Annotated in this window: 19 protein-coding genes; 1 reads left to right on the forward strand and 18 read right to left on the reverse strand. The window is 43.7% G+C overall.

What is annotated here, in order from left to right; translation table 11 throughout:
- Positions 1 to 182 precede the first annotated feature (182 nt).
- A complete protein-coding gene (locus NH399_RS00995) occupies positions 183 to 1322 on the forward strand; it encodes a PilT/PilU family type 4a pilus ATPase (RefSeq protein WP_253036543.1) in 1140 nt (379 codons plus the stop codon).
- Between the two features lie 63 nt (positions 1323 to 1385).
- Here the strand turns inward: NH399_RS00995 and secF are convergent, their stop codons facing one another.
- From secF to murJ, 18 genes are all read right to left on the reverse strand, one after another.
- A complete protein-coding gene (secF, locus tag NH399_RS01000; protein WP_253036544.1) occupies positions 1386 to 2315 on the reverse strand; it encodes a protein translocase subunit SecF in 930 nt (309 codons plus the stop codon).
- A gap of 13 nt (positions 2316 to 2328) precedes the next feature.
- Positions 2329 to 4272, reverse strand: coding sequence for a protein translocase subunit SecD (secD, locus tag NH399_RS01005; protein ID WP_253036545.1), 1944 nt, complete (start codon positions 4270 to 4272; stop codon positions 2329 to 2331).
- 12 nt (positions 4273 to 4284) lie between these two features.
- Positions 4285 to 4605, reverse strand: coding sequence for a preprotein translocase subunit YajC (gene yajC, locus NH399_RS01010; RefSeq protein WP_253036546.1), 321 nt, complete (start codon positions 4603 to 4605; stop codon positions 4285 to 4287).
- Positions 4606 to 4633: 28 nt separating this feature from the next.
- On the reverse strand, positions 4634 to 5755 hold the full coding sequence (tgt, locus tag NH399_RS01015) for a tRNA guanosine(34) transglycosylase Tgt (protein ID WP_253036547.1): 1122 nt from the start codon (positions 5753 to 5755) through the stop codon (positions 4634 to 4636).
- A complete protein-coding gene (queA, locus tag NH399_RS01020; RefSeq protein WP_253036548.1) occupies positions 5755 to 6789 on the reverse strand; it encodes a tRNA preQ1(34) S-adenosylmethionine ribosyltransferase-isomerase QueA in 1035 nt (344 codons plus the stop codon). The genes tgt and queA overlap by 1 nt, the downstream gene beginning before the upstream one ends.
- Before the next feature lie 197 nt (positions 6790 to 6986).
- Positions 6987 to 11066 (reverse strand): PilC/PilY family type IV pilus protein, encoded by a 4080-nt coding sequence (locus NH399_RS01025; protein WP_253036549.1) that lies wholly within the window; start codon positions 11064 to 11066, stop codon positions 6987 to 6989.
- 543 nt (positions 11067 to 11609) lie between these two features.
- Positions 11610 to 12035: a type IV pilin protein gene (locus NH399_RS01030; RefSeq protein ID WP_253036899.1), complete on the reverse strand. Its 426-nt coding sequence runs from the start codon at positions 12033 to 12035 to the stop codon at positions 11610 to 11612.
- A gap of 20 nt (positions 12036 to 12055) precedes the next feature.
- Positions 12056 to 16120, reverse strand: coding sequence for a pilus assembly protein (locus tag NH399_RS01035; protein WP_253036550.1), 4065 nt, complete (start codon positions 16118 to 16120; stop codon positions 12056 to 12058).
- 53 nt (positions 16121 to 16173) lie between these two features.
- Positions 16174 to 16692, reverse strand: a complete 519-nt coding sequence (locus tag NH399_RS01040) for a PilX N-terminal domain-containing pilus assembly protein (protein ID WP_253036551.1) — start codon at positions 16690 to 16692, stop codon at positions 16174 to 16176.
- Positions 16693 to 16704: 12 nt separating this feature from the next.
- Complete coding sequence (locus NH399_RS01045) at positions 16705 to 17457, reverse strand: PilW family protein (protein WP_253036552.1); 753 nt, start codon at positions 17455 to 17457, stop codon at positions 16705 to 16707.
- Positions 17454 to 18014 (reverse strand): type IV pilus modification protein PilV, encoded by a 561-nt coding sequence (gene pilV, locus NH399_RS01050; protein ID WP_253036553.1) that lies wholly within the window; start codon positions 18012 to 18014, stop codon positions 17454 to 17456. The genes NH399_RS01045 and pilV overlap by 4 nt, the downstream gene beginning before the upstream one ends.
- Positions 18014 to 18481, reverse strand: coding sequence for a GspH/FimT family pseudopilin (locus NH399_RS01055; RefSeq protein ID WP_253036554.1), 468 nt, complete (start codon positions 18479 to 18481; stop codon positions 18014 to 18016). Before NH399_RS01055 ends, pilV begins: the two co-directional genes overlap by 1 nt.
- 231 nt (positions 18482 to 18712) lie before the next feature.
- Positions 18713 to 19645, reverse strand: coding sequence for a 4-hydroxy-3-methylbut-2-enyl diphosphate reductase (ispH, locus tag NH399_RS01060; protein ID WP_253036555.1), 933 nt, complete (start codon positions 19643 to 19645; stop codon positions 18713 to 18715).
- Entirely contained in the window at positions 19645 to 20109 is a 465-nt protein-coding gene (gene fkpB / locus NH399_RS01065) for an FKBP-type peptidyl-prolyl cis-trans isomerase (protein WP_253036556.1), read from the reverse strand. The genes ispH and fkpB overlap by 1 nt, the downstream gene beginning before the upstream one ends.
- Positions 20096 to 20596: a signal peptidase II gene (gene lspA / locus NH399_RS01070; protein ID WP_253036557.1), complete on the reverse strand. Its 501-nt coding sequence runs from the start codon at positions 20594 to 20596 to the stop codon at positions 20096 to 20098. The genes fkpB and lspA overlap by 14 nt, the downstream gene beginning before the upstream one ends.
- Positions 20596 to 23406, reverse strand: a complete 2811-nt coding sequence (gene ileS, locus NH399_RS01075) for an isoleucine--tRNA ligase (protein ID WP_253036558.1) — start codon at positions 23404 to 23406, stop codon at positions 20596 to 20598. Before ileS ends, lspA begins: the two co-directional genes overlap by 1 nt.
- Before the next feature lie 29 nt (positions 23407 to 23435).
- The gene (gene ribF, locus NH399_RS01080; RefSeq protein WP_253036559.1) at positions 23436 to 24362 is read right to left on the reverse strand and encodes a bifunctional riboflavin kinase/FAD synthetase; all 927 of its coding nucleotides are present in this window, start codon (positions 24360 to 24362) and stop codon (positions 23436 to 23438) included.
- Positions 24363 to 24429: 67 nt separating this feature from the next.
- Positions 24430 to 25968: a murein biosynthesis integral membrane protein MurJ gene (murJ, locus tag NH399_RS01085; protein WP_256489189.1), complete on the reverse strand. Its 1539-nt coding sequence runs from the start codon at positions 25966 to 25968 to the stop codon at positions 24430 to 24432.
- Between the last annotated feature and the right edge of the window lie 172 nt (positions 25969 to 26140).

Here is a 26140-nt window from a genome sequence, read left to right on the forward strand (position 1 = left end):
CTTGCTGAAGTTACAAGCACTTAAATTTTCAGAAATGTGATAAATTCTCGATAAATAGGTATTTTCGCTTATAGCCAGAATCATCTAAACTAATAGACAGCCCTAGGGCTCCTACGAATAATAATGACAAACTTGGCCATTGGCCCATTGCATTCTCAATCAATAAATACAAGGTAACTCACGTGGATATCAAGTTGTTACTCCGTTTAATGGCAGAACGCTCTGCATCTGATTTGTTTTTTAGTACCGGTGCTCCGCCTCATATGAAAATTGAAGGTGTTTCGACGCCAATGGGCCAAGGTGCCCTACCGCCAGGTGCCATTAAAGACATAGCTTATTCATTGATGAATGAACAGCAGAAAAAGGAGTTTGAAGACAACTGGGAACTCAATTTTGCAATATCCGTTGAAGATATCGGCCGTTTTCGTGTCAATGTCTTTTTGCAGCGCGGCGAAGTGGGTATGGTTATGCGCCATATCAAGTCAGACATTCCGACAATCGAAAAACTCAAGCTCCCTGAAGCTCTGAGAGGATTAGTTGTGGAAAGAAGTGGCTTGGTGCTCGTTTGTGGGCCAACGGGCTCTGGTAAGTCAACCAGTCTGGCCGCAATGATTGACTATCGTAACCGTCGCGAAACAGGCCATATCCTGACCATTGAAGATCCTATTGAGTTTCTTCACCCCCATAAACTATCCATCATTGATCAACGAGAAATTGGCGTCGATACCAAGAACTATCACAACGCTTTGAAGAATGCGATGCGAGAAGCGCCTGACGTCATCCTGATTGGTGAGATACGTGACCAAGAAGCCATGGAATACGCACTTTCTTATGCTCAGACAGGTCACCTGTGTTTAGCCACAATTCATGGTAACAACTCTAAGCAAGTGCTAGAGCGTATCCGCAATATGTTCCCCAACGATATGCGTGCGAATGTCATGAAAGAACTGTCCAGCGTTCTAAAAGGCATCGTCTCACAACGTTTGGTTAGAAGTACTTCAGGAAACCGAGTAGCAGCCCACGAAATCCTGCTCAACTCTCCAGATATTGTAGAAATCATTAACAAAGGCACCTTGGAAGAATTACGTAAGTCTATTGAGAAACATCAGGCAGATGGCATGATGTCTTTCGATCAGTGCTTATTCAAACTTTATAATCAAAAAGTCATTACCCGAGAAGACGCCTTGCATTTTGCTGAGTCCAAAACCGACCTTAATTTACAAATGCGTTTGGCAGAAGGCGGTGCTAAAACTCCTGGTTTACGCAGTGGTCCGGCGAAAAAGAAAGGTGGTGACGGCCCTAACTTTAAAACTCAGTTGTAACCGTCTTTCAGATACAAAAAAAGCCGCAAAAGCGGCTTTTTTTGTACTTAGAATATTTGCAGATTAAGGCATCAACTCTTCTTGATCGGCGCCTTCTTTCTCTACTTCTGGTGGCATCAAATCTTCTTTTGTCACACCCAACAGTAAAGCCGATGTACTTGCAACATAAATAGAAGAGTAAGTACCAATCAGTACACCAATCAATAATGCAACCGCAAAGCCATTGATCAACTCACCGCCTAAGAAGAACAAGGCGAGAAGCACGAGCAACGTTGTGATCGATGTAATCAATGTACGCGAGAAGGTCTGATTCAAAGAACGATTCATCACTTCTTCTGGAGTGCCTTTACGCATTCTTAAAAAGTTTTCTCGAATACGGTCATAAACAACAATGGTGTCATTAAGCGAGTAACCAATGACCGCCAAAATCGCCGCCAATACCGTTTGATCAAACTCTTTGCCTAGCATAGAGAAGATACCCACTACAATCAGTACGTCGTGAGCCAAGGCGATAACAGAACCAACAGCAAACTTCCACTCAAAGCGCATGGCAACGTAGACCATGATACATAAAAGCGCTGTTAATAACGCTAGACCACCGTCGTCACGTAACTGCTCACCATAAACAGGTCCAACAAATTCGTTTCTTAATGAAACCGCTTGTGGATCCAGTTGTTTGACCAGATTAAATACGTTGTTGCCAACTTCGTCCGATTTCTTACCTTCAATAATAGGCAGACGAATAGTGATTTCGGATGATGTACCAAAGTTCTGTACAACCGCACCACCGAAACCGCCCTCTTCAAGCTTTTCTCGTACTTTAGCTAAATCAGCCGCTTCAGAGAATCCAACTTGAACCAATGTACCGCCAGTAAAGTCCAGACCAAAGTTCAAACCACGGCTTGTCAATGATGCAATAGAAGCAATCAACAGAATGATAGAAAAGACAATGGCAATCTTTCGATACTGTAAAAAAGGAAACTTAGTTTTCATATCGTGTCGCTCCTTATATCATCAATTTCTTTACGGGCTTACCACCGTAAATAGAATTGGTGATTGCACGACTCACCATAATCGCCGTGAACATAGATGTTAAAATACCGAAGAACAGAGTAATCGCAAAACCAGCAACAGGCCCTGTACCAATCGCGAACAATATGAGTGCCGCAATCATGGTGGTAATGTTGGCATCGGCGATGGTTGAGAAAGCACGATCATAACCATTATGAATTGCTTGCGCTGGTGAGACACCTTCAGCTAATTCTTCTCGTATCCTCTCAAAAATCAGTACGTTCGCATCAACCGCCATACCAACGGTTAATACAATACCCGCCATACCCGGCAATGTGAGTACCGCTCCAATCATCGACATCATACCGACAATTAATACCAGATTTAGCAACAAGGCGATATTAGCCACAAAACCAAAGAACTTGTAGCGAACCAACATGAAGGCAAGAACCAACACAAACCCAATTAAAATAGATTCCAAACCTAAACGAATATTCTCTTTACCCAGGCTTGGACCAATCGTACGTTCTTCAACAATACTAATAGGCGCTTTCAAGGAACCTGCTTTTAAAAGCAGCGCCAGGTTGCTGGCTTCTTGCTGGGTGAATTGCCCAGTAATACGGAACTGACTACCTAACTGAGATTGAATAACTGGCGCACTAACCACTTCTTTATCGATTTTTTTATCGATAACAGTCAGCTGTCCATGTTCATCTTTAATGTAGTCACCAGACTCATCGGTTTTATAAATCGGAGAAACATCCGTCAAAACAATCGCCATAGGACGGCCAATGTTCTTTGCTGTTTCTTTGCTCATCTTCTTACCGCCAGCACCATCAAGACGTACATTAATTTGTGGCATTCCGGTTTCGTCAGCAGAAGTACTTGCACCCGTAATATGTTCACCATCTAAGATGGCTTTCTTTAAGATTAACCAAGGACGCGCGCCACCTTCGAACAACAGCTCCGAATCGCGAGGAGTACGACCGCTGGCAACCACATCTTCAACACGACGCTTATCATTCACCAAACGGAACTCAATAGTTCGAGTATCACCGATAATTGTACGAGCGGTCGTTGAATCTTGAACACCTGGCAATTGAACACCGATACGTTCAGCGCCTTCACGCTGAATCACAGGCTCAGCAACACCTAATGCATTAATACGATTACGTAAGATGTTGATGTTCTGGTCAATGGCGTAATTGCGGATCTCCTGCTCTTTGGCAGGTAAGATAGTAAAGTGAAGATTGAATAAGTCGTTCGCTTCTCTGTCATCAATTTTATAACCAGTCATACGGTTATTGACGGCAGCAAACGCTTGATCACGAATCTCTTCTGACTTGAACTTTGCAATCACGGTTTTAGAGTTAAGTGCGTTAACCCCTTCGTGATAAATTTTGCCCGCTTCGAATAACGCAGCTTTAATATCAGAGATAACTTTTTCTTGTTCTTTTTCAAACAAGTCGTCGGTATCTACTTCAATTAAGAAGTGCACACCACCGCGTAAGTCCAAACCTCGCTTCATAGGATTAAGACCTAAATCCCGTAGCCAGTCAGGAGTTGCCGGAGCTAAGTTGATAGCAACAACGATTTCGTTTTTAAGATTTTCGTCTTCATTGTTTTTTATAAACTGAAAAGCAATCTTTTTTGCTGCAGACTGTTCGTCTTGATCATTAAATCGAATCAAGCCACGACCATCGACAACTTCAGACTTGAAAGGTTTAACCCCTTCGGCTTCTAACTTTTTAGTAATGTTATCAACTAACTCTTCAGCAACAGGTGTGCCTTTTTTGTTGGAGATCTGCAACGCAAAATCTTCACCAAACAGATTAGGCAGTGCCAACAACATACCCAAGCCAATAACGAAGACAATTAAAAAATACTTCCACCCCTGATAGGTGTTCAGAGGCATTTGCCGTGGTTGACCCAATAGCATAATGTCTATTCCTTAGTTAGATTCTTTAATCGACTTTAATGTGCCCTTAGGTAAAGTCGCTGTCACAGAGTGCTTCTGTAGGTTGATATCTACATTGTCAGCCAAAGTCACTACAACATAATGATCAGTCACCTTTTTAACCTTACCTAAAATACCACCTGCGGTTACAACTTCGTCACCTTTTTGGATACCAGCCATCATTTCTTTATGTTCTTTTTGACGCTTCGACTGAGGTCGAATAATCAAAAAATAGAAAATCACGACGAACAAACCCATCATGATCCAAAAGCTGATTGGACTTTGCCCTGCTGCTGCTTGAGTTGCTAATAACATTTTTTACTTCCCCTAACTCTAATTTTAGTTATTCAGTTTCCAAGGGTGGAACATCCAACCCACGGCGATTATAAAAATCTTTTACAAAATCATCTAACGAGCCCTGCTCTATTGCTTCACGCAATCCAGCCATCAAACGCTGATAGTAACGCAGGTTATGAATCGTCGTTAAACGAGCCCCTAAAATCTCGCCACACTTATCCAAATGGTGTAAATAAGAACGGCTGTAATGTTTACATGTGTAGCAATCACACTCTGCATCAACAGGCCCAGTGTCCTTTTTATGGGGACTGTTACGCAATCTTACAACTCCGTCGGTCGTAAAAAGATGACCATTACGCGCATTTCGAGTTGGCATGACGCAATCAAACATATCAATACCACGACGAACGGCTTCAACAATATCTTCCGGTTTACCAACCCCCATCAAGTAACGAGGTTTGTCTTGTGGCAACAAGGGCGCGGTATAATTAAGCATGCGCTTCATTTCTTCTTTGGTTTCACCAACAGACAGCCCACCCAGGGCATAACCATCGAATCCAATATCCATCAGACCCTTTGCAGATACTTCACGCAAATCTTCGTACATTCCACCCTGGACAATGCCAAATAGCGCCGATGGGTTATCACCATGCGCGTCTTTAGAGCGCTTGGCCCAACGCAGTGACAGCTCCATGGATTCTTTTGCTTGTTCCCAGGTTGCAGGATAAGGCGTGCATTCATCAAATATCATCACGATATCTGAGCCCAACTCACGCTGGATCTGCATGGATTCTTCTGGCCCAAGAAAGATTTTGGAACCATTAATCGGTGATTTAAACTCAACGCCTTTTTCAGTGATCTTGCGTAGCTCACCTAAGCTGAATACTTGAAAGCCGCCAGAATCCGTAAGAATAGGCCCCTGCCATTGCATAAAATCATGCAAGTCGCCGTGCTGTTGGATAATTTCAGTCCCTGGGCGTAGTGACAAATGGAAAGTGTTTCCCAACACAATCTCCGCGCCAATGTCCTGTATTTCATGAGAAGACATGGCTTTTACCGTGCCGTAGGTTCCTACAGGCATAAACGCAGGCGTTTGTACTTTGCCACGAGCAAAAGAAAGCTCGCCGCGACGTGCCTTGCCATCAGTTTTCTGTAATTGAAATTCCACTATCGATTCCTCTGCTCGATAAACATTGCATCGCCATAACTGAAAAAGCGATAAGCTTGCTCTACCGCTTCGCGATAGGCCTTGAGGGTATATTCTTTGGTTGCAAATGCACTCACCAACATAATCAACGTTGATTCGGGCAAATGGAAGTTAGTTAACAATGCGTCGACGGTTTTAAATTCGTACCCTGGATAGATGAAAATATCCGTCTCGCCACAGGCTGCTTCCAGAGCTCCATTCGCTGACGCCGTTTCGAGGCATCGAACGCTGGTGGTGCCTACTGCCACAACTCTGCCACCACGGGCCTTTGTTTTGGCCACTAAATCAACCACTGACTGGGGTACTTCGTATACTTCGGAGTGCATTTTATGCTCTAGCACGTTATCAACGCGAACGGGCGCAAAAGTCCCCGAACCTACGTGCAAGGTGACAAAGTCGTATTCCACTCCTTTATTGGTCATAGCTTGCATTAAGTCTTCAGAAAAATGCAGTCCTGCCGTAGGTGCAGCGACCGCCCCCGCCTCTTCTGCATAAACGGTCTGGTAACGCTCACTGTCAAATTGCTCGTCTTCGCGGTCAATATAGGGAGGTAATGGAATATGGCCTTGTTGTTCGAGCACTTCCATCACAGAGTAATCAGTACTGGCGGTTTTAAGAAGATAAAACTGCTCTTGTCGCCCTTCAACAACAAAAGCAAACTGCTCTGAGATGTGAATCAAAGTGCCGGGCTTGAGAGTATTCGACGCTTTTACCTGAGACAATATCTGGTGCTGATCAAGAACACGCTCGGTTAACAACTCCACCTTGCCGCCAGAATCCCGTTTGCCATATAGGCGAGCAGGTATCACTCGTGTGTTGTTAAAAATCAGGCAATCTTCTGGATTAAGCGCATCCAGCAAATCAGAGAACTGCCGATGCTGAATGTCGCCAGTCAGGCCATTCATTACCAGCAAACGGCTTCCTGAGCGCGATTCGGCCGGGTAACGGGCGATCAATTCATCAGGCAATTCAAATGTAAAATCAGATAACTTCATGAAGGTTACAGACTGCGTCAAAAGGGCGCAATTTTACCTGAAAACGGCTCATGATTCGACAAAAAGCGGTATCACAGATGTCGAAAATACCTGAGTTTGATGGTACCAGGAGAAAATCTTGACTATTTAGACATCAACAGGCTTAGATTCAGCCACAACGGCCAGAATATGCACTGACCGTTGTAGGATAGATAGAATTAAGGGTTACTGTTTGAATTCGAAGAAGCCGTCTCCCATTGACGCTTATGACGCCAGCGGATCGGCATCAGCGTTTTGGGCAACTCGGGCAGTAGATCCTCGTAGATTTCGGGGCCAAACATATTTAGCGGCTTACCGTCTTGTGGCAACAAAATCTGTGGTTGCGATGGAATACCACTGCTATTCAAATCAATATAACGATCATTAGGGTCCAAAGTGCCAGAGAAGTTATCGCCACGGAAAGGCATACCATCAGCAATATTAACCGTATAAGCGCGTCCATTCCCTTCTGGCGGCTTACAAGACTGCTGAATATGATTGGTCGGTGGAATGTAGGTAGTAAACTGAACGATACCATTAAAGGTTACCGCAGATGCCAACACCTTCTCACCTTTGTCTTTGAAGGTGATATACCAACCTTTAAGATCTTTATCTTTAATCCCTTCTGCCGCGTCGCTCACGCCGTCTTTATCAGCATCGCCCAAAACGTTGGTAACATCTAATAAATCATCAATCTTTAATTCATCGATCCACTCATTCGACAAGGCTTTTTCGTCACGAATAACAAAGAAGCGGTCTTCTACCTTGGCATTTAATGGATGGGCTCGATAACCCGATCCTATTGCCAGAGTAATATAGCGGCGACCCGTTAACACGTCTTGATTAATCGATGCATCAGGATTGTAGAAGAAACGGCGGTTATCTTTGGCAGAAGTATTATCGGTGTCACCGAGCTGCGCAATTCTGCCCCCTGTTATGGTTCGTTTTTCATTATCAATGTCAAAACGGAATACCTGCGCTTTGGTATCCGCAACATAAAACTTGTCGAACAGACCGTCGCCATCCAGATCGAAGATCTTAACGTCTCCGGGCACTCCATTCATAGTACTAACAAGTCCCACTTTGGCATTGGCAGGTTTCTTGGCCTTAGTGCTATCCCATATTTTGCTACCAGTCAGAGCATCTGCGATGTAAACACGGTTACCTACTTTATCATTGTGCGCGCTGGTATCTTCGGTGTCTTGTGCTAGATCATAGCCACCACCAAATACCATGACTAAGCGTTCGCCACCACCACGACCGATTTTCATTTTGCCGATCACAGGTTTTGACCAAGTTTGTCCGAGTTTTTCGTAGCCTGCGGTGTCATTAGAAATCGAGAACATCAAACGTGGTGATTTGTAGTCCGAGATATCCAATGCATAGTAAGAATCACCACCGCGTCTCATTCCGATATAGAGGTAGGCTTTCTCGCCAGAATCAACAACACCGTCATCATCGGTATCGATATGATAAACCGTTGCAGAGCCATCAATACCATAAAGATGCGAGGCTCCAGTTTCATTCTCACGCGCAACATTTAAGTTCTTTAATAATTCCTCAGGAATAAACGCCCAGTTCTCTTTACCAGTCGTTGAATCAAATGAATGAACAAAGCCATGATTCGTTCCAGCATAAATTGCGGAAACATTAGGATAAGCCACCAAAACCGGTTGAGAATGCAAAGGATCACCAATGTTCTTATGAGCCACTGCAGGATCAGCTCCATCAACATCATAACCTCTGGCCCACTGTATAACTTTGGTGCGTTCTGCATCAGAACCAACACCTAGCATGTTGGCTGTTATTGCACCGTTATCTTCAACGACTTTATTAATATCGGCAGTCAGACTTTTTTCACCACCCAACTGAGTATAAATCTTACGATTAACTTCTAATCGACCTGCCACACCACCACGAGCAATAACACTGCCATCAGGAGAGCCAGACCAGTAACTGGTTACACCATCGTTAAAGTATCCAGTATTAGGATCAATAGCCACATTGCCCTCTTTATCAACAATCTTACGAGTCTTTTGATCCAGTCGATAACGTTTTACATTACCAGGCCAAGACGCAGTACCCTCAGGTTGGAATAATGAGAAATAGATTTCTTCTGCATGAGACACACGGTTGTATTGGTTAACGGTAACACCGACTGATACAAATGAGTTACTGCTTCTAGAAACACTGTCCGTCAAATTTTGTAAAGCCTGAAGTAATTCTTCCCGACTGTTTGCTTCAACATAAGAACCACCGCCTGCAGAAGCGACGTTTTCTAAAAACTCATGACTAAAATCAAAACCAATGGTGTGTGTTTTAACAATTTGTTTTTCTGGCAAATTAGCGCGTTGATCTTCTTCACCTAAGAAACGAGCAATTTTTACCGAGCAATCTGAACCCGAATCCCAGTTTTCGCAAGTCTGATTCGTCCAACGATTGTAAGTTGAGTTAGTGTTCTGACTGTGAGAAGTTGGCTCACCATCCGTTAACAAAACAATATGATTGGACTGACATTGATCAGTGATAGGCGACACATAGTTTGGTGAATTCGAATAATGTTCATCTCGACAAGCTTCGCTATCAAGATTACCCGCGAAACAACCGTCACCACGATTTAAAATAGCTGAAGCTTCAAGTGCCTCTGGGCTACTAATTCGGCTACTGGTTTTTTTGCCTGCACCGCGATCTTTACCATAAAGAACCCCTTCACCGCGGAAGTAAAGTCCAGCTTCCAATAAGGTGTCACTGATCGGTGTTGACCCATCAGCAATAAAATCGTTAACCGATGCTTTTAAAATATCTCTTCGAGTAAACTGATGATCCGTACCGTATACCGTTTTATAGCGAACCACTAATCTGGGTGCTCTAGAAGGACTACCAGCACTACGGAAATTGCGCCAGCCCGTGACACTATCCATCCAAAACGCCATAGCATTTTTGGGTTTCCAGTCTGACTTTTTAATTAAGCTTAGAACGATGTCATTTAACGAGTCGGTACGATAACGCTCATTGTTTTGAGTAAAACCGTTAAGTTGCCAATCGACAGACGCAGAGGTTTTATCAGCACGAATAATATCAGGAGCTTTTGATGGAGGTTTGCCAGAGTTAACAGCTCGAATAGTGGTTTTCAGATTGGTGTTATCATCCTGATAAGCGACAAGCTCAATATAGGAATCGAGCAAATTCGCATTGTCTGGAATATTGACTTGATCAAAATACAAACCAATTCGTGTAGACGCCTGGAAGCGCAATAGTGAATCGGTAGCGTTATAAGAGTTCTGATTAAAATCATAATAGAAATCATAATCTTGTTTATTAACTGCAACGGATTCTGTCACAGTAAAACATCCATTAGCACCGGGAGGTAAATTGCGATCAAATTCAATACGTAAGCGGGGTGCAAAGCCATTGGAGTTGCTGCTGTCATAAGCATGAGCAACACGGGTTCCAGAAATCGCCGAAATAAACAACGCCATGCTGTGACCGCCACACCATCCATTACGATCTACAACTTCCTGAATAACCGAAGTGACATCCGACGAAGAGTAAGACTTAGGCGTTGTATCTTGCCCAGAGGGTAACTCCCAAGATTCCGGTTTCCAGGCAACAGAGGCTCGAGTCTTAGGGCGATTAGATAAATTTTTAGCGCTGTTCAAAAATGGCTGAGCATCATCGCTAGCTTCAGCGGCAATAGAAAACTGTGTCTCACCCGTAGAATCATCAGCAGCAGAAAAAGTTAAAGTGGCCGAAGTAATTTTTGCGCCTTGCGGAATATCAACATTTTTAAAGCGCAGTCCCGTCAAATGAGTATTAGCAAGTTTCAGTTCTTCAGCTCCCAGAATCATTCGTCCTCCTTGAAGCTTGGACTCTGAAGCATCATTCTCAGAACTAGTAATATTACTTATGACCAGTGGATCAACAGGTTCATCAACCCCCATTACCGGTTGTAAAATGGGGCCGCCCGGTACGGTAAAACGAGCCAGGCCAACATTCACATCTCGTAATGAATCAAAAAAATCCAATAACACCTCTCGCATGGTTTCAATTCGCGTATCTTGCGAATTGGCGAGTCGATTCGTCATACTGCCTGATGTATCAAAAATAAACAGTATGTTCGGTGTGGTATCTTTTTGCTGAGCACGGCTGCCATAGAAGATCTCAATATCTTCACCATAGGCGCTCCCTATTGATAAAAAACTGTATAAGCCAACAATCATTAGCGACTTCAGTCGCAGCCATCTCATTGTATTTTTCATGGTTAATGAATCCATAAGTTTGCTGTTTAATAGTCGCTCATCGATAGGCACAACAAACCCACTGAGCCCAGTTTTAAACACAGGCCCATTTCGACAAACGAATCTTTTAAAGTGTGTAAGTCTCTGCTAGGAGTAAAAACGAGTACAATCTATAACGGCTATCACATTCTTTTCCGTAAGCAGCGCCCAACTGATTGTGTTGAGCTTCGTAATCAGAAAACGCAGTTAACTCCGATTACGATAATGTCCATCAACGACATAAATGAAGAACTTTACTAGGTAAGGATTGTACCTAAATATCCAAGTTTATTTGCGAACAAAGTAACACTTCAAAAACAAAATCCTGTGACACTGGCAATATTTACCCGTTTAAGCGAATCAAATGCAGGAATGCAGCAAAAGATGAAAAGATTATTTCATTTAAATTATATTTATTTGCCATAAAACCCTATTAATTGTATTCCCTTACAAGAGTAACCACACTTTTAGAAAGGCATTAAAAAACCGCCTAAAAAGGCGGTTTTTTAATGAGAACAAAATGCTTTAGCAAGAAGCTCCACTCTCAGGCCAACAATTATGAGTAGTTCCTTTCTTATCCACCCAAGTTTTAACGCCAGTGTTAGTGAGTGTCAAACTGCCATCATAATCAGCCATAGAATTAACGGCTGTCGCCGTCAAAGTATACTCGGTGTCAGAAAGATTACTAATGGTAATGTTATAGTAAGGGCGACCACCATCTGCAGGAACCGTCGCAGTAAAAGTCGTCCCAGCAACTGCTCCCGAGTACTTATAATTAGCAGCTCGGTGACGCTCCATGGCATTTGCGGCATTCATTAGCGCACCCATTCCATCACTACGTTTACTTTTGGCGATGGACTCGCTATAGCTCGAATTGGCTATAGCGGCGATGATTCCAATAATAGCCAATACCACCATGACCTCAACTAAAGTAAAGCCTTTTGCTTTCATCACGCAATGACCTCCAAGCGTTATTTATGTTGCCATTTAATAGGCATTAGTGTTTTAGGTAACTCAGGAACCAAATCTTCAATAGGCGTACGACCAATCAAAGTAATAGGTTTACCGCTGCCAGATGGTAACAAAATTTGCGGAGCAGGAGGAATACCAACGCTATTTAAATCAACATAACGGTCATTAGCTTCAACACTGCCATCAAAGTTAGTATCACGATAAGGTGAACCATCCTGAATATTCACAGCAAATGCACGGCCACTACCTGCAGCTGGCTGGCAAGAGGCATTCGAGCCACCTGGTGGAATATAGGTTGTGAACACGATAACGCCGTTAAACGTAATGGATTCAGCTAACACTTTTTCGCCCGTGGTAGGGAACTCCACATACCAACCTTTCAAATCATTATCTTGAATTTGTTCAGCGGCATCGCTAATACCATCAGCATCAGCATCCCCTAATACATTCGTCGCGTTCAGTAGGTCACCAATCTTGGCATCCATAGGCCAAGAGTTGGTTAAAGCCCCTTTGTCTCGCAATACATAGAAGTGATCTTTAACCTTTTTATTTAAAGGATGTGCTCGATAACCTGAACCAATAGCCACCGACATGTAACGCTCACCCGAGTTAGAGTCTCTAACAATCGAAACATCGGGGTTGTAATAAAAGCGGCGATTTTCACTCGCAGTATCTTGATCCACATCACCTAAGTGAGCAATACGTCCACCCGTGATCTTTTTGGTATCGTGATCAATATCAAAGCGGAAAATCTGAGCTTTAGTATCTGATACATAAAACTTATCAAGCAAGTTATCACCGTTCAAATCAAACGCTTTAACATTGCCAGGAACAGCGTTCATCGAAGATACAGGGCCTGCAGCACCACCAGCCTGAGTCGCCATAGAGCTATCCCAAAGCTTAGTACCGCTCAGTGCGTCGACGATGTAAACACGATTACCTTCTGCGTCAGTATTAGCTACCGTGTCTTCGGTGTCTTGAGTCGTGTCGTAACCGCCTCCAAACATCATCACTAACTTAGGTGCGTCACCAGAGCCAATCTTCATATAACCAATGACTGGCGTTGACCAAGTTTGTCCCATGTTTTCAAAGCCACTGGAGCCTGCTTTAATGTTAAACATCAGACGCGGAGCCGTTCTATCAGAAATGTCTAAAGCATAGTAAGACTTACCGCCACGTCTCATACCAACATAAAGATAAGCTTTTTCACCACTGTCAACCAAACCATCGTCATCAGTGTCTTGATGGAATAAAGCAACAGAACCATCAATACCGTAGAAATGATCCGCACCGTCTTCGTTTTCGCGCGCTAACTTAAGATTTGATAGTAGCTCTTGCGGGATAAAGGCCCAATTCTCGGTACCATCATCCGAATTAAACGAGTGAACAAAACCATGATTAGTGCCTGCATAAATAGACGACTTAACACCTGAACCATCAGAATAACTTAATAAAACAGGCTGCGAGTGCAAAGGGTCACCAACATTATTATGGGCAGCAGAAGGGTCATTGCCATCAACATCATAACCACGAGCCCATTGCAATATGCCTGTACGGTCAGCGGCATCAATAGCACCTAACATTTCTTGAGTGATCGTTGAGTTAGATTCACGAACTCGATTTGAGCTAGCTGTTAAATCTTTCGTTGAACCCAACTGAGTAAAGATACGACGATTAACGCCCAGTTTGTTAGCAACACCTCCAGCTTTTACGATGTTACCGTCAATTTCTGTTGACCAATAACTGCTGGCAGAATCGTCAAACTCACCGGTCACAGCATTTACCGCATTATCACCTTTTTCATCAACAATATTACGAGAGACTTGGTCAAGTGCATAACGCTTAATGTTGCCAGGCCAAGCTGCAGAAGTACTAGGCTCAAATAACGAGAAGTACAACTCATCGTTATGTGTTAAACGATTATACTGATTAACCGTAACACCAGCCGATACAAAGGTATTATTCGTTTTTAAAACCGAGTCAGTAATACTTTGCAAGGCTTCTAAAAGTGAAGCACGGTCATCAGCCGTTTTATACAAACCACCACCATAAACTTCTGCCAAATCCTGCAAGAATGAGCTGGAGTAATCGAAACCTATCGCATGAGTCGTCACGGTTTGAGTGCCACTGACCCCAATCCCCTGATCTTCATTCTTCATAAAGGCAACAATTTTATTCGAGCAGTCTTTACCAGCATCCCACAGCTGACAAGTATTTCCAGTCCAACCATTGTAAGTGGTAGCTGTTGCTGAATTATGAGATGTAGGAGCACCATCCGTTAACAGTACGACGTGGTTTGATTGGCAACTTGCCTGAATAGGAGAAATATATTTCGGCGAGTTGAAGATTTCTTCATAGCGACAATTACTGCTATTCAGGTTGTCATCAGAACATCCTGCTGGACGGAATAACACGCCCGACGATTCAAAACTTTCTACGCTACTAACACGATTATATTGGCTGCGTCCGGATCCACGTTTTGCACCATAATAAACAGGGTCACCTCTCATATAGCGAGCCGCTTCCATCAAGGTGTCACTGATAGGTGTATTACCACTAGCCTGAAAATCATTAACAGAAGATTTCAACACTTCTCGTTTAGTAAAGACCGTTGGATCAAATACTGTTTTATATTTCACAACTAAACGAGGTGCTCTTACTGGAGAACGGAAGCTGTAAACTTGCTTGCGCCCGGCCCCACCACGTAACCAAAATGCCATGCTATTACCGTTCGTCCAACCAGCTTTAGAAACAAGACCATTAATAATAGTATTTAGACTACTGGTTGAATACACCGAACGGTGTGGCGTGTAAGTAGGAGGTACCCAAGATATACTACCAGTTTTGCTGGCGTATCGAATATCGGATGCACCAGATGAAGGATTAGCACTATTGACAGCACTAATATTAATTTGTGCATAGGCATTATTCGTATCATAAGCAACAAACTCAATGAAAGAGTCGATAATGTTAGCGCCCTGCGGAATATCTAAATCATCGAAGTACAATCCAACAGCAGCATTGGTCGAATTGCTGTACTTAGACTGATAATAAAAATCTAATGTATAGCTATAGGTGTCCAGGCTGTACCATGAAGTATATTCAAAATCATATTCCTGCATACTCACCTGACGGGACACAGAACGAACGAAACATCCACTAGCACCAGGAGGTAAGGTTGAATCATATTCAATGGTCAACTTGGGAGTATAAACCGTGTCACCATCATAAGATAAAGCGCGTCTAAAACCTGTTGAAGCATTAACAAAAAATGCCATGCTATTGTCGCCACACCAGCCGTTACGATCAACGATCTCTTGAACAATGCTTCGAACATTAGTCGATGTATATGCATTTGGTGGCAAAGGATCACCATTCACATCGGTACCTGGTGCTTCCCAATCTCCTGGAGTCCAAGTTTCGGAAGCAGAAGTTTTGGCGCGAGAAGTCAAGTCACTGTTATTCCAGGTAAACTCTGATGCATTATCAGAGTCTTGCCCTGTGATGGTAAACGACGCAGCACCAGATGAATCACTGCGAGTAGAAAACGTTAAAGTAGCAGAAGTAATCGTGGCACCTTGAGGAACATTAACCCCGGTAAAACGAATACCAGCCATGCTGTTGGTGGTTAAATCAAGATCGCGACTGGTTAATGACATTACACCATTAGAGAGCGTTTGAGTGGCGTCGTTTGATGAACCAGAAACGTTAGTGGTTATCACGGGAGCAGCAGGCTGAGAAACACCAACCACTGGCTGAAGAATAGGACCACCAGGAACACTAAAACGAGCTAAACCGATGTTAACGTTGTTTACTGTGTCTAGATACTCAAGCAACACATTACGCATAATATTGATACGAGACTCATTAGTAGATGAGCCACTCGCAACATACGACATACTGCCCGACGTATCAAAAATAAATAAAATATTAGGTGTCGTCGTGGTTTGTTGCTGATTGCTAAAAAAGATCTCCGTATCTTCTGCGAAAGCAGTACCTGTGGTAGCCAAGCAATAAATGCTCGCCAACGCTATCCACTTGAACTTATTCAATAAGGTTTTCATCTTTTTCACCATAATCAAAGTTTTTACTTTAAATCGAAAAAACTGTCGTTAAGTTAGCATCGAGCACCGATTTGAAATGCCCACCACTCGACTTCTTCTTCAACACCGACTGCATTGCCTGTACCATCAACTTTATAAACAATGCATTGGATTCCAGAACGAGGATCAGCGCTTAAACTGAATCCTGTGCATAACTTTTGAAAACAACCTTCTTTGTTAACATCAACTTCTGCTTTAGTTAACTTTTGAGTACCGTCTAAGAAAGTAGAATCGCATGCACCTTCAGCACCTTTCTCGTCAACACAAAAGTTCACACTGCCATTGATACGAGCGCGGAATAAAATATGTTGAGAATCACTGCGATCATCACCTTCGTTTGCCAAAGTGTTAAAAGCATTAACACCTGCATCTGCGGCACCAAAAGCCCAGTTTTGCTGATGAACATTGGTTGCCATTTTTTCTTGGAACGAACTATTTCTAACAGCCGTTACTCCTAACACCATCAAAATGGCCAAAAAAACAAGCGCAACAAATAAGGCTGCACCTTGCTGTTTTTGTATTGTCACATTCATAAGTCAACCACCTTAACTTTGTTTAGGAATCAAGCTATACGCTTGATTAGGCATAAATATGGTTTGTCGAAAAACACGACGTAAACGCAAATCATCTCGTGTCACTTCTTGATCCAGTACGTCGTAAGTTTTTGAAACTTTCTGCTGCAGTGTTTTGTCTTCAGACATAATTAATAAAGCAACCTGGACAGAGACCACCTTTAGCGCGCTACCGTTGTTTCTAACGGTTGTTGCATCAAGATAATGATTAGCAACACCATTGGCATCAGTATCTACACCATATAAAAGTTGAAAACTTTCTACATTTTCTACAATCGGTTGAGCAGTACCACCACCATTACCTTCGCATAGCAAAGTCGTATTGTCGGTGCCACCTAAATAAAACCGATTCGTCATGACACTGGTTGTAACCGTTGACCCAGTACAATCTTGTGTGCCAGTCGGAACTTCCATCGATACCGTAATAGAGTCATTGCCACCAGAACCACCATCCGTCGTTTTTGCAGCATCAAAGTCAACAGCATAAATGGTTCCGCCAAAGTCACCTTCTATCCATCCAGCATTTTCGATATGACGTTCTAAAAACATTAATGCAAAGCGCCCATCCGTTTGAACATTAGCCATTTGTTCTTGCATAGTAAAAGTGGTGCGAGATCCTAAGAACAAGGAAATAACACCAGCTAACAATATCAATCCCAAAACGCTGGCAATTAAGAGCTCAAGCAGAGAGAAGCCCGACGATTTTTTTATCGAATAACGAATCATGGAATCACCTGCAAAATGACACAATCTTTAGAAGCGCTTACACCCACGGAGGTGCATGCTGAATTAACAATAGTTTTTTGGCCTAAGTCTTCTCGCGCTGCGGTAGGTGTCCAGGCCACAGCTATTTGAGCATGAACCGAACCAGCCACGCTGCGAACATAAACTTCGCCTTCAGGTAACTCGGCTTTAGCAAGTTCGCACATTTCCCACTTATCATAAGTAACAACTTCAGCAGGCGAACAATCTGAAGAACTCACACACTTTTTAGCCGGTGCGGAGCCACAAGTATAAGGAGCATCACTGTAAGCAGTAATCATATTCTTAACAAAGACAGAAGAATCCAGGTTACTTTCGTACAACGCCATGCGAGAGCCTCGAATCCGAGATTGCAAATCTTCTGCTACAGCGGATGCCTGAGTTCGAAACTGACCCTCTTGATTACTGTTAATACTGGTTAACTGTAATGCTGCTACACCCAGCAACCCAACACCCAAAATAACCGCAGTTACCAGCACCTCAATGAGTGAGACACCCAATTGTTTTCGTATTGACTTCATTAGCAGTTACCTAAAGATTTTGTTGATACGCCACCGCCAGTTGTCACCGTCACCAACTTACCTTTGCTGAGTTCATTACATACGGTGAGTTGAACCTGACCATTACCGTCAGCACGAAACCCCGTAGAGCCGTACTGAATGTTAGCGACATCAGGAGAAAGAGAGATAGAAATATCATTTCCTAAGCATTCAAAAACTTCGAGCACCTGACTACTGTTACCTTCATCTGTGACCTGGAATCTTATGCCAGTTGTCGAAGCTACTCGAGCAATCTGAGTACGAGTTCTAGAAGTTACAGCCGTTGATTTTGCCAGTTGAATGGCCGAAACAAACTTGTTAGAACAAGCCGCCAACTGGTTGTTTTGAATGGATGTTCGGAATGATGGGACAGCAAACGCTGCCAATATAGCAACCAACCCGATGGTCACTACCACTTCCAGTAAAGTAAAACCTTTGATGCGTCTCATATCATTAATCAGTTAACTTTTATCTGAGTATAACTATTAATGAAAACAGTAAGATAGACAATCCGCTACCGACAAGCGCCAGACCGCAACCGATAAGCGGTGAGGAGGGAATTAACTCTGTGCTTGAAGTCTCATTTTGATAAAAACTATCGTGGAGGACATATCATGAGGTCCTCCACCAACGTTAGGAAACCGCTTTTTAATCCATCACTTCAATAGTGATGGCTTTGACTACTGACGTAACTCAGCTGGCAATACAAAGACAACGTCTTCTTCACGACCTTGCTGCTCAACAGCCGAAACTCCGCCCATTTGGTGTAAGCGGGCAATTACCGACTGTACCAGAACCTCTGGTGCCGATGCGCCTGCGGTCACTCCGATTTTGTTCACCCCTTCTAACCAAGAAGATTGAATTTCTTCTGCATTATCAATGAGGTAAGCGCGGGTACCTTCGGTTTCAGCTAACTCTCTTAAGCGGTTAGAGTTAGAGCTGTTTTGGGAGCCAACCACCAACATAAGCTCAGTTTGCGCAGCCATCGACTGTACAGCATCCTGTCTATTTTGTGTGGCATAGCAAATATCATCTTTGCGTGGTCCCTGAATATTGGGAAACCGATTCTTAAGTGCATCGATAATAACTTTGGTATCGTTTACAGACAGTGTTGTTTGAGTGACGTAATAGAGATTATCAGTATCTTTAACCTCAAGTTTCTCTACGTCTTCAATGTCATCAACCAGATAAATACCCGCTTCGCTATTGTCGTACTGCCCCATAGTACCTTCTACTTCGGGGTGTCCTTTGTGGCCAATCAGGATACATTCGTGCCCTTTACGGCTGCAGCGTGCGACTTCCATGTGAACTTTGGTAACTAACGGACAGGTGGCATCAAATACTTTAAGATGTTTCTCTTCTGCCTGAGCGCGAACTTCTTGCGACACACCATGAGCGCTGAAGATACAAATGCTTTTTTCTGGAATGTCTTCAACTTCTTCTACAAATACCGCACCTTTTTCACGTAGCCCATCAACAACGAACTTATTGTGAACGACTTCGTGCCGAACATAGATAGGTGCACCAAACACTTCTAGAGCACGGTTAACTATCTCAATTGCACGGTCAACGCCTGCACAAAACCCACGAGGATTGGCTAATAAAATTTCCATTATCCGGCCTGTATTTCAGAAAAATCGTTAATAGCGACTACTTCGACATCAAAAGTGACACTTTGTCCTGCCAAAGGATGGTTAAAATCCACTTTAACAGACACCCCTTGCACTTCGCGAATAATACCAGGAATATTGTTTCCGCCAGGTTGTTCAAAAGCAACAATAGCGCCTTCTTTTAATTCAATATCGCTGGCAAAGGTATTAATATCAAGAAAATGAATCAAATCTGGTTGTGGATGACCATAAGCACCCTCTGGCGATACCTTGAACTTGCTTTTATCGCCCACTTTCATACCCATTAAGTTCTTTTCTAACTCAGGGCTAAGTGATTCGTTACCCAGCTGAATAATGCTGGGTTTACCTTCAACGCGGGTTGAATCCACGACACTGCCATCATCTACCGATAGCTCAATATGAGCCAGCACTCGACTATCTGCTTCAATACAATTATTTAGACTCATTTTCTTTTCGCTCAGCAAAAAACAAACTATCAATTAACAACATAATGGCCCCAATCACGATGGCCGAATCAGCAATATTAAAGGCAGGCCAGTGGTAACCTTCTATGTACCAATCAATAAAATCAATCACATAGCCATAGATGAGCCGATCAATCACATTACCGATGGCACCACTAAGCACCAGAGCAAGAGCAATACCCAGCCAACGCTCGTCACGCTTTAGCTGCGACAACCACACTATCAATCCAACACTAATAGCAATCGCCAATATTGAAAAGAACCAGAGCTGCCAGCCTCCGGCATCCGCCAAAAAGCTGAAAGCCGCTCCTTTATTGTGTGCCAAAATTAGGTTGAAATGGGGCATCACCTCAATGACACGCCCTTCCATGTTGTTTTCAGCCCAGGTTTTGGTCCATTGGTCCAGCCCTAAAGCCAACACCGAGAGCCACAACCAGCGTAGCCCGGTGTCTTTAAATAACGACATCATTAAGCAAACTCTCGTGTTTCACCGTCGCCATCAACGTTTTCAACACAACGATGACAGAGAGTTTCATGCTCAGCATGGCTACCAACATCTTCACGACGATGCCAGCAGCGATCACACTTTGCGTGCTCCGAAGCTTTGATCTCTAATGATAAACCAGCTACGTCAGTTGGTTGGCCGCCGTCACCAGAAACCACATTAGCTTGCGAAGTAATCAAAACAAAGCGTAACTCGTCTTTTAACTTCTGTAAGCTCGCCAACATGTCACCATCTGCGTACAAGGTCACCTCTGCTTCCAAAGAGCCACCCAAGGTTTTGTCCTTACGCAGTGCTTCAATGGCTTTGTTGACCGCTTCTTTTGCTGTACGGATATTTTCCCAGTCGGCCAATGAAATCACTTCGTCACTGCCATAAGCGGTCAATTGCTCATACCAGGTCTCTACAAAGATGGTTTCATTACCCTGATGACCAGGAACATGTTGCCAGATTTCTTCTGCAGTAAACGACAATACCGGTGCCATCCAACGGGCTAGAGCCTGAATGATGTGATACATCGCCGTTTGGCAAGAACGCTGTGCCAAGCTGCCACGCTTAGCGGTGTACTGTCGATCTTTGATGACATCGAGATACAAACCGCCCAGATCCATCGCACAGAAATGATGGATGTGTTGCACTACCTGCCAGAATTTATAATCGGTGTAGTCAACTTTGATTTGCTCTTGAACTTTATAGGCAGCATTCACAGCCCAACGATCCAAAGGCAGCATATCTTCTGCGCTGACCAAATCAGTCGCAGGATCAAAACCATGAATGTTAGATAGCAAGAAGCGCGCAGTATTTCTGATACGACGATAAGTATCAGAGGTGCGCTTGATGATATCGTCAGACACAGTGATTTCACCGCGATAATCAGAAGACGCAGTCCACAGACGTAATATATCCGCTCCCCACTGATTGATGACTTCCATCGGGGCTACAACGTTACCCACTGATTTAGACATCTTCTTACCGTCTTTGTCTACGGTAAATCCGTGGGTCAGTACAGCCTTATAAGGTGCCTCACCGTTGATCGCGATGCTGGTCAGTAATGATGACTGGAACCAACCACGGTGTTGATCCGATCCTTCAAGATACAGATCAGCAGGATGTTGCAATACTTCACGTACCGCTGTCACACAAGCATGAGTTACGCCAGAGTCAAACCAAACATCCAAGGTATCGTCGATCTTTTCGTACAGTTCAACATCAGTATCAAGTAGCTCTGATACTTCCATGTCGAACCATGCCTGAATACCTTCTTGCTCAATTTTTTGCGCGGCTTTTTCCATGATAGCAGTCGCATCAGGATGCAACTCGCCCGTTTCTTTATGAACCAACAAACATAAAGGTACACCCCAGGTACGTTGACGAGAGATACACCAATCGGGACGTCCATCAACCATACCTTCGATACGCTCCTGACCCCAATCCGGGATCCACTGCACATCTTTGATGGCTGCTAATGCTTTATCACGTAAACCATTTTGTTCCATACTGACAAACCACTGCGGTGTAGTACGGAAGATAAGTGGTGTTTTAGTACGCCAGCAATGAGGATAACTGTGAGTGAGTTTCTCACGGCGTACCAGTGCGCCCTTCTCAGCTAATAATTCACATACCTTATCTTCAACTTTGTAAACATGCTCACCAGCAAAGAAAGGTGTTTGTTGTGAATAAACGCCATCAGCGCCCACATAATTGAGAACATCGATATCGTATTTACGACCGATATTAAAATCGTCTGCACCATGATCTGGAGCCGTATGAACCAATCCGGTACCCGCTTCGGTGGTAACGTGGTCACCCAACAACAAAGGTACTTTTTTGTCGATAAAAGGATGAGCCACTTCTTTTAGTTCCAGTGAATCGCCTTTTGCCGTCGCGACGACTTCGAAATGCTCGATGTCATAACGAGACATGATGTTTTCAACCATATCACGAGCAAAGACCAGCAATTCATCACCATTGCCAGTATCAACTTTTACCAAAGCGTAATCTAACTCAGGGTGTACAGAAACCGCCTGATTAGCAGGTAATGTCCAGGGAGTGGTGGTCCAGATAACAATAGAAGCTGCCAATTTGTCTGCATTGTCGTAGTTGAAGACGGTGCTGACATCTTCTGCAGACATAGCAAAACGCACATCGATGGATGCTGATGTTTTGTCGTGATATTCCACTTCGGCTTCCGCCAATGCAGAACCACCGACAACACTCCAATAGACTGGCTTAACACCTTTATGCAGATGGCCATTCTGAACGATCTTGCTTAATGCTCGAACGATATTCGCTTCTTGGTCATAGTTCATGGTGAGGTAGGGATTATCCCACTCACCAAACACGCCTAAGCGGATAAAATCTTTTTTCTGCCCATCAACCTGACGGTTCGCATAATCACGACACAGTTGACGAAATTGGCCAAAAGGAACTTTTTGCCCCGCTTTGCCTTTCTTCTTTTCGACATTGTGCTCGATGGGTAAACCGTGGCAATCCCAACCAGGCACGTAAGGCGCATCAAACCCATCTAATGAGCGTGATTTGATGATGATATCTTTTAGTATTTTGTTAACTGCATGACCAATATGAATATTGCCATTTGCATAGGGAGGTCCATCATGAAGAATAAACTTCGGACGCCCTGCACTCGCTTTACGAATTTGCTGATACACATCTTTCTGTTGCCATTGTTTCAGCATGCCAGGCTCGCGCTGAGCCAGACTGGCTTTCATAGGAAAGTCAGTTTTCGGTAAATTTAGAGTTGGCTTATAATCGGTCATAACATCTTATCCAGGTTAATACCCAAGTTTCATTGTTGTTTAAGAAAGTGTCGAGCTGCTTCGGAATCCAGTTGAATTTGTTCAGCAAGCTCGTCTACGGATGAAAATTTCTTTTCATCACGAATTTTGTGTAAAAAAGTAATCTCAACTTTGCGGCCATAACAATCGCCATCAAAGTCAAAAACATGTGCCTCCACTCGAGGCTTTGAACCACCAATGGTCGGTCGACTACCGACATTGGCCACGCCCCACTGAGTGCGTTCAGAAATACCATCTATCGCGACAACAAAAACACCCGCCAAAGGCGACTGACGTCGTAACAGAGGCACATTCAAAGTAGGAAAGCCTAGTTGTCGTCCAAGTTTCTGACCATGGACAACGGTTCCACTGATGGCATAATCGCGCCCTAACAGCTGTTTGGCTTTTGAAAGCTTGCCTTCATCAAGGGTCGTGCGAATCAACGAGCTACTAATACGCTCTGTGCCCTGCTTGATCGATTGCGTCGTCTGTACCCCAAACTGCCCTGCTCCCAGTTCAGATAGCAAAGCATAATCGCCAGTACGTCCAGCACCAAAACGAAAATCATCCCCAACGATCAAATGAGCTACCCGCAGCTTTTCGATCAACACCTTATGGATGAAATCAGGCGCAGGCATGGAGGCAAAGCGACGATTAAAACTCATGCAGACGACCTTGTCTATGCCCACTTGCTCAAGCAACTGCCACTTTTCACGAAAACGCGTCAATCTTGCAGGAGAGTTTTGAGGAGCAAAATATTCTTGTGGATCAGGCTCAAAAACGATAATCGACGAAGGCACAGCCAGTTCTTTGGCTTTTGCAGTCACCGCCGCCAGAATTTGCTGATGTCCGCAATGAACACCATCAAACTTGCCTATGGTCGCAACACAGGGTGTTGGCTGACGCTCCAAATTGTGAAGCCCTCGGATCAGCTCCATTATGATATGAATACCTGCAACTTAAAAGCGCTGGATTATAACCCATTGACATAAGACGCGCACTTGATTAGTGAGCTTTCAAATGCCGTGGTCGAATACCCAGCAAAACCAGTACTGCTGCATAAGCAGCAGCCCCCAACAAAATAGTAACAGCCAGTGGAAGAATACGCTCTGTGGCCGTCCACGCACGCCACTCTTCTAACGTTGGCATCCACCATAGCAACGCTGCAACCATAACAAGATTCGCTACCAACATGCGTGTGAGCCACCACCACCACTGTTTCGAAAAGCTTAAAGCACCACTACGAATGAGCCCAGCTAACAGCAGACTCATGTTAACAAAAGCCGAAATAGCCGTTGCGGTTGCTAACCCTACATGGCCATAAGGCTTAAATAGAATAATATTAAATACCATATTAACCACCATGGCGATGACACCAATTTTCATTGGTGTCTTAGTATCCTGGCGAGAAAAATACCCTGACGCCAAAACTTTGATCAGCATAAAGCTCACTAAGCCACAGATGTACGCCTGCATCGCATAAGACGCCATCAGAGCGTCTTCATGCAAGAATTCGCCGTGCTGGAAGATGGTCAGCAATACAGGCTCAGACAAGACAAACAAACCGCAAGCAGCAGGCAGCCCAATCAGCAAAACAATGTGAATACCCCAGTTGAGCGTTTTGTTGTACAGCTCTTTAGAGTCCGATAAATGTTGCCGCGACAAACTGGGTAGCACCACCGTTGCAATGGCAATTCCAAAAACGCCAAGAGGAAACTCCAGCATTCGGTCGGCAGTATATAGCCAGGAGATGCTTCCGGTGATCAATAACGACGCAATGATGGTATCTAACAACAAATTGAGTTGGCTAACCGACACACCAAACAATGCTGGCGCCATCAGCTTAAGTACTTTTCGTACGCCAGAATCTTTCCAGCCCCACTGCGGTTTAACCAAAAGCCCTTCTTTCCACAAAAAGGGTAACTGCAACGCAAACTGTATAATCCCCGCAATAAAAACTCCCCAGGCAAGGGCAAAAACGGGAGTGTCCATTTGCGGAGCCAGCCACAAAGCACAACTAATCATAGAAACATTCAATAGCACCGGCGTAAAAGCAGGAATCGCAAATTTACCTAGACTATTAAGAATACTGCCGGCAAAAGCGGTTAACGAAATAAAGAAAATATACGGAAAGGTAATTTGCAGTAGATCCGACGCCAGTTGATGCTTCTCTGGTTGAGACACAAACCCCGGACTGAAGACCGCAATTAATCCAGATGCACCTAATACACCTAATAGGGTCATCAAAAATAAAATACCACCCAGTGTGCCTGCAACCCGACTAATAAACTGGCGCAACACATAATGATCTTTCTTCAGCTGATACTCAGAGAGTATTGGTACAAACGCTTGCGCAAAAGCGCCTTCGGCAAATAATCGACGCAAAAAATTAGGGATCTTTTGGGCGACCAAAAAAACATCGGTTGTACCGCTGGCACCAAAAATATCGAGCATAACCACATCACGTACCAAGCCCAATATACGTGACAAAAACGTCATAATGCTAACAACAATGCCAGATTTTAATAAATTAATTTTCTTCAAGCGCTACTACTCAAAAGTTATCTTTTCTTTCTCATATTTGAATAAGCCGACGATCCGTTATGAATCTATCAGCAGGCAATGGCTTTTTACAAAAACACAAAAGCCTCTGCCGTTGGCAGAGGCTTTTGGACTTACTTATACATCCGTTTTATATACCCATCGCCTTTCAAAG

It is taken from the genome of Pleionea sp. CnH1-48 (assembly GCF_024124665.1).
GTDB lineage: Bacteria > Pseudomonadota > Gammaproteobacteria > Enterobacterales > Kangiellaceae > JAMXSB01.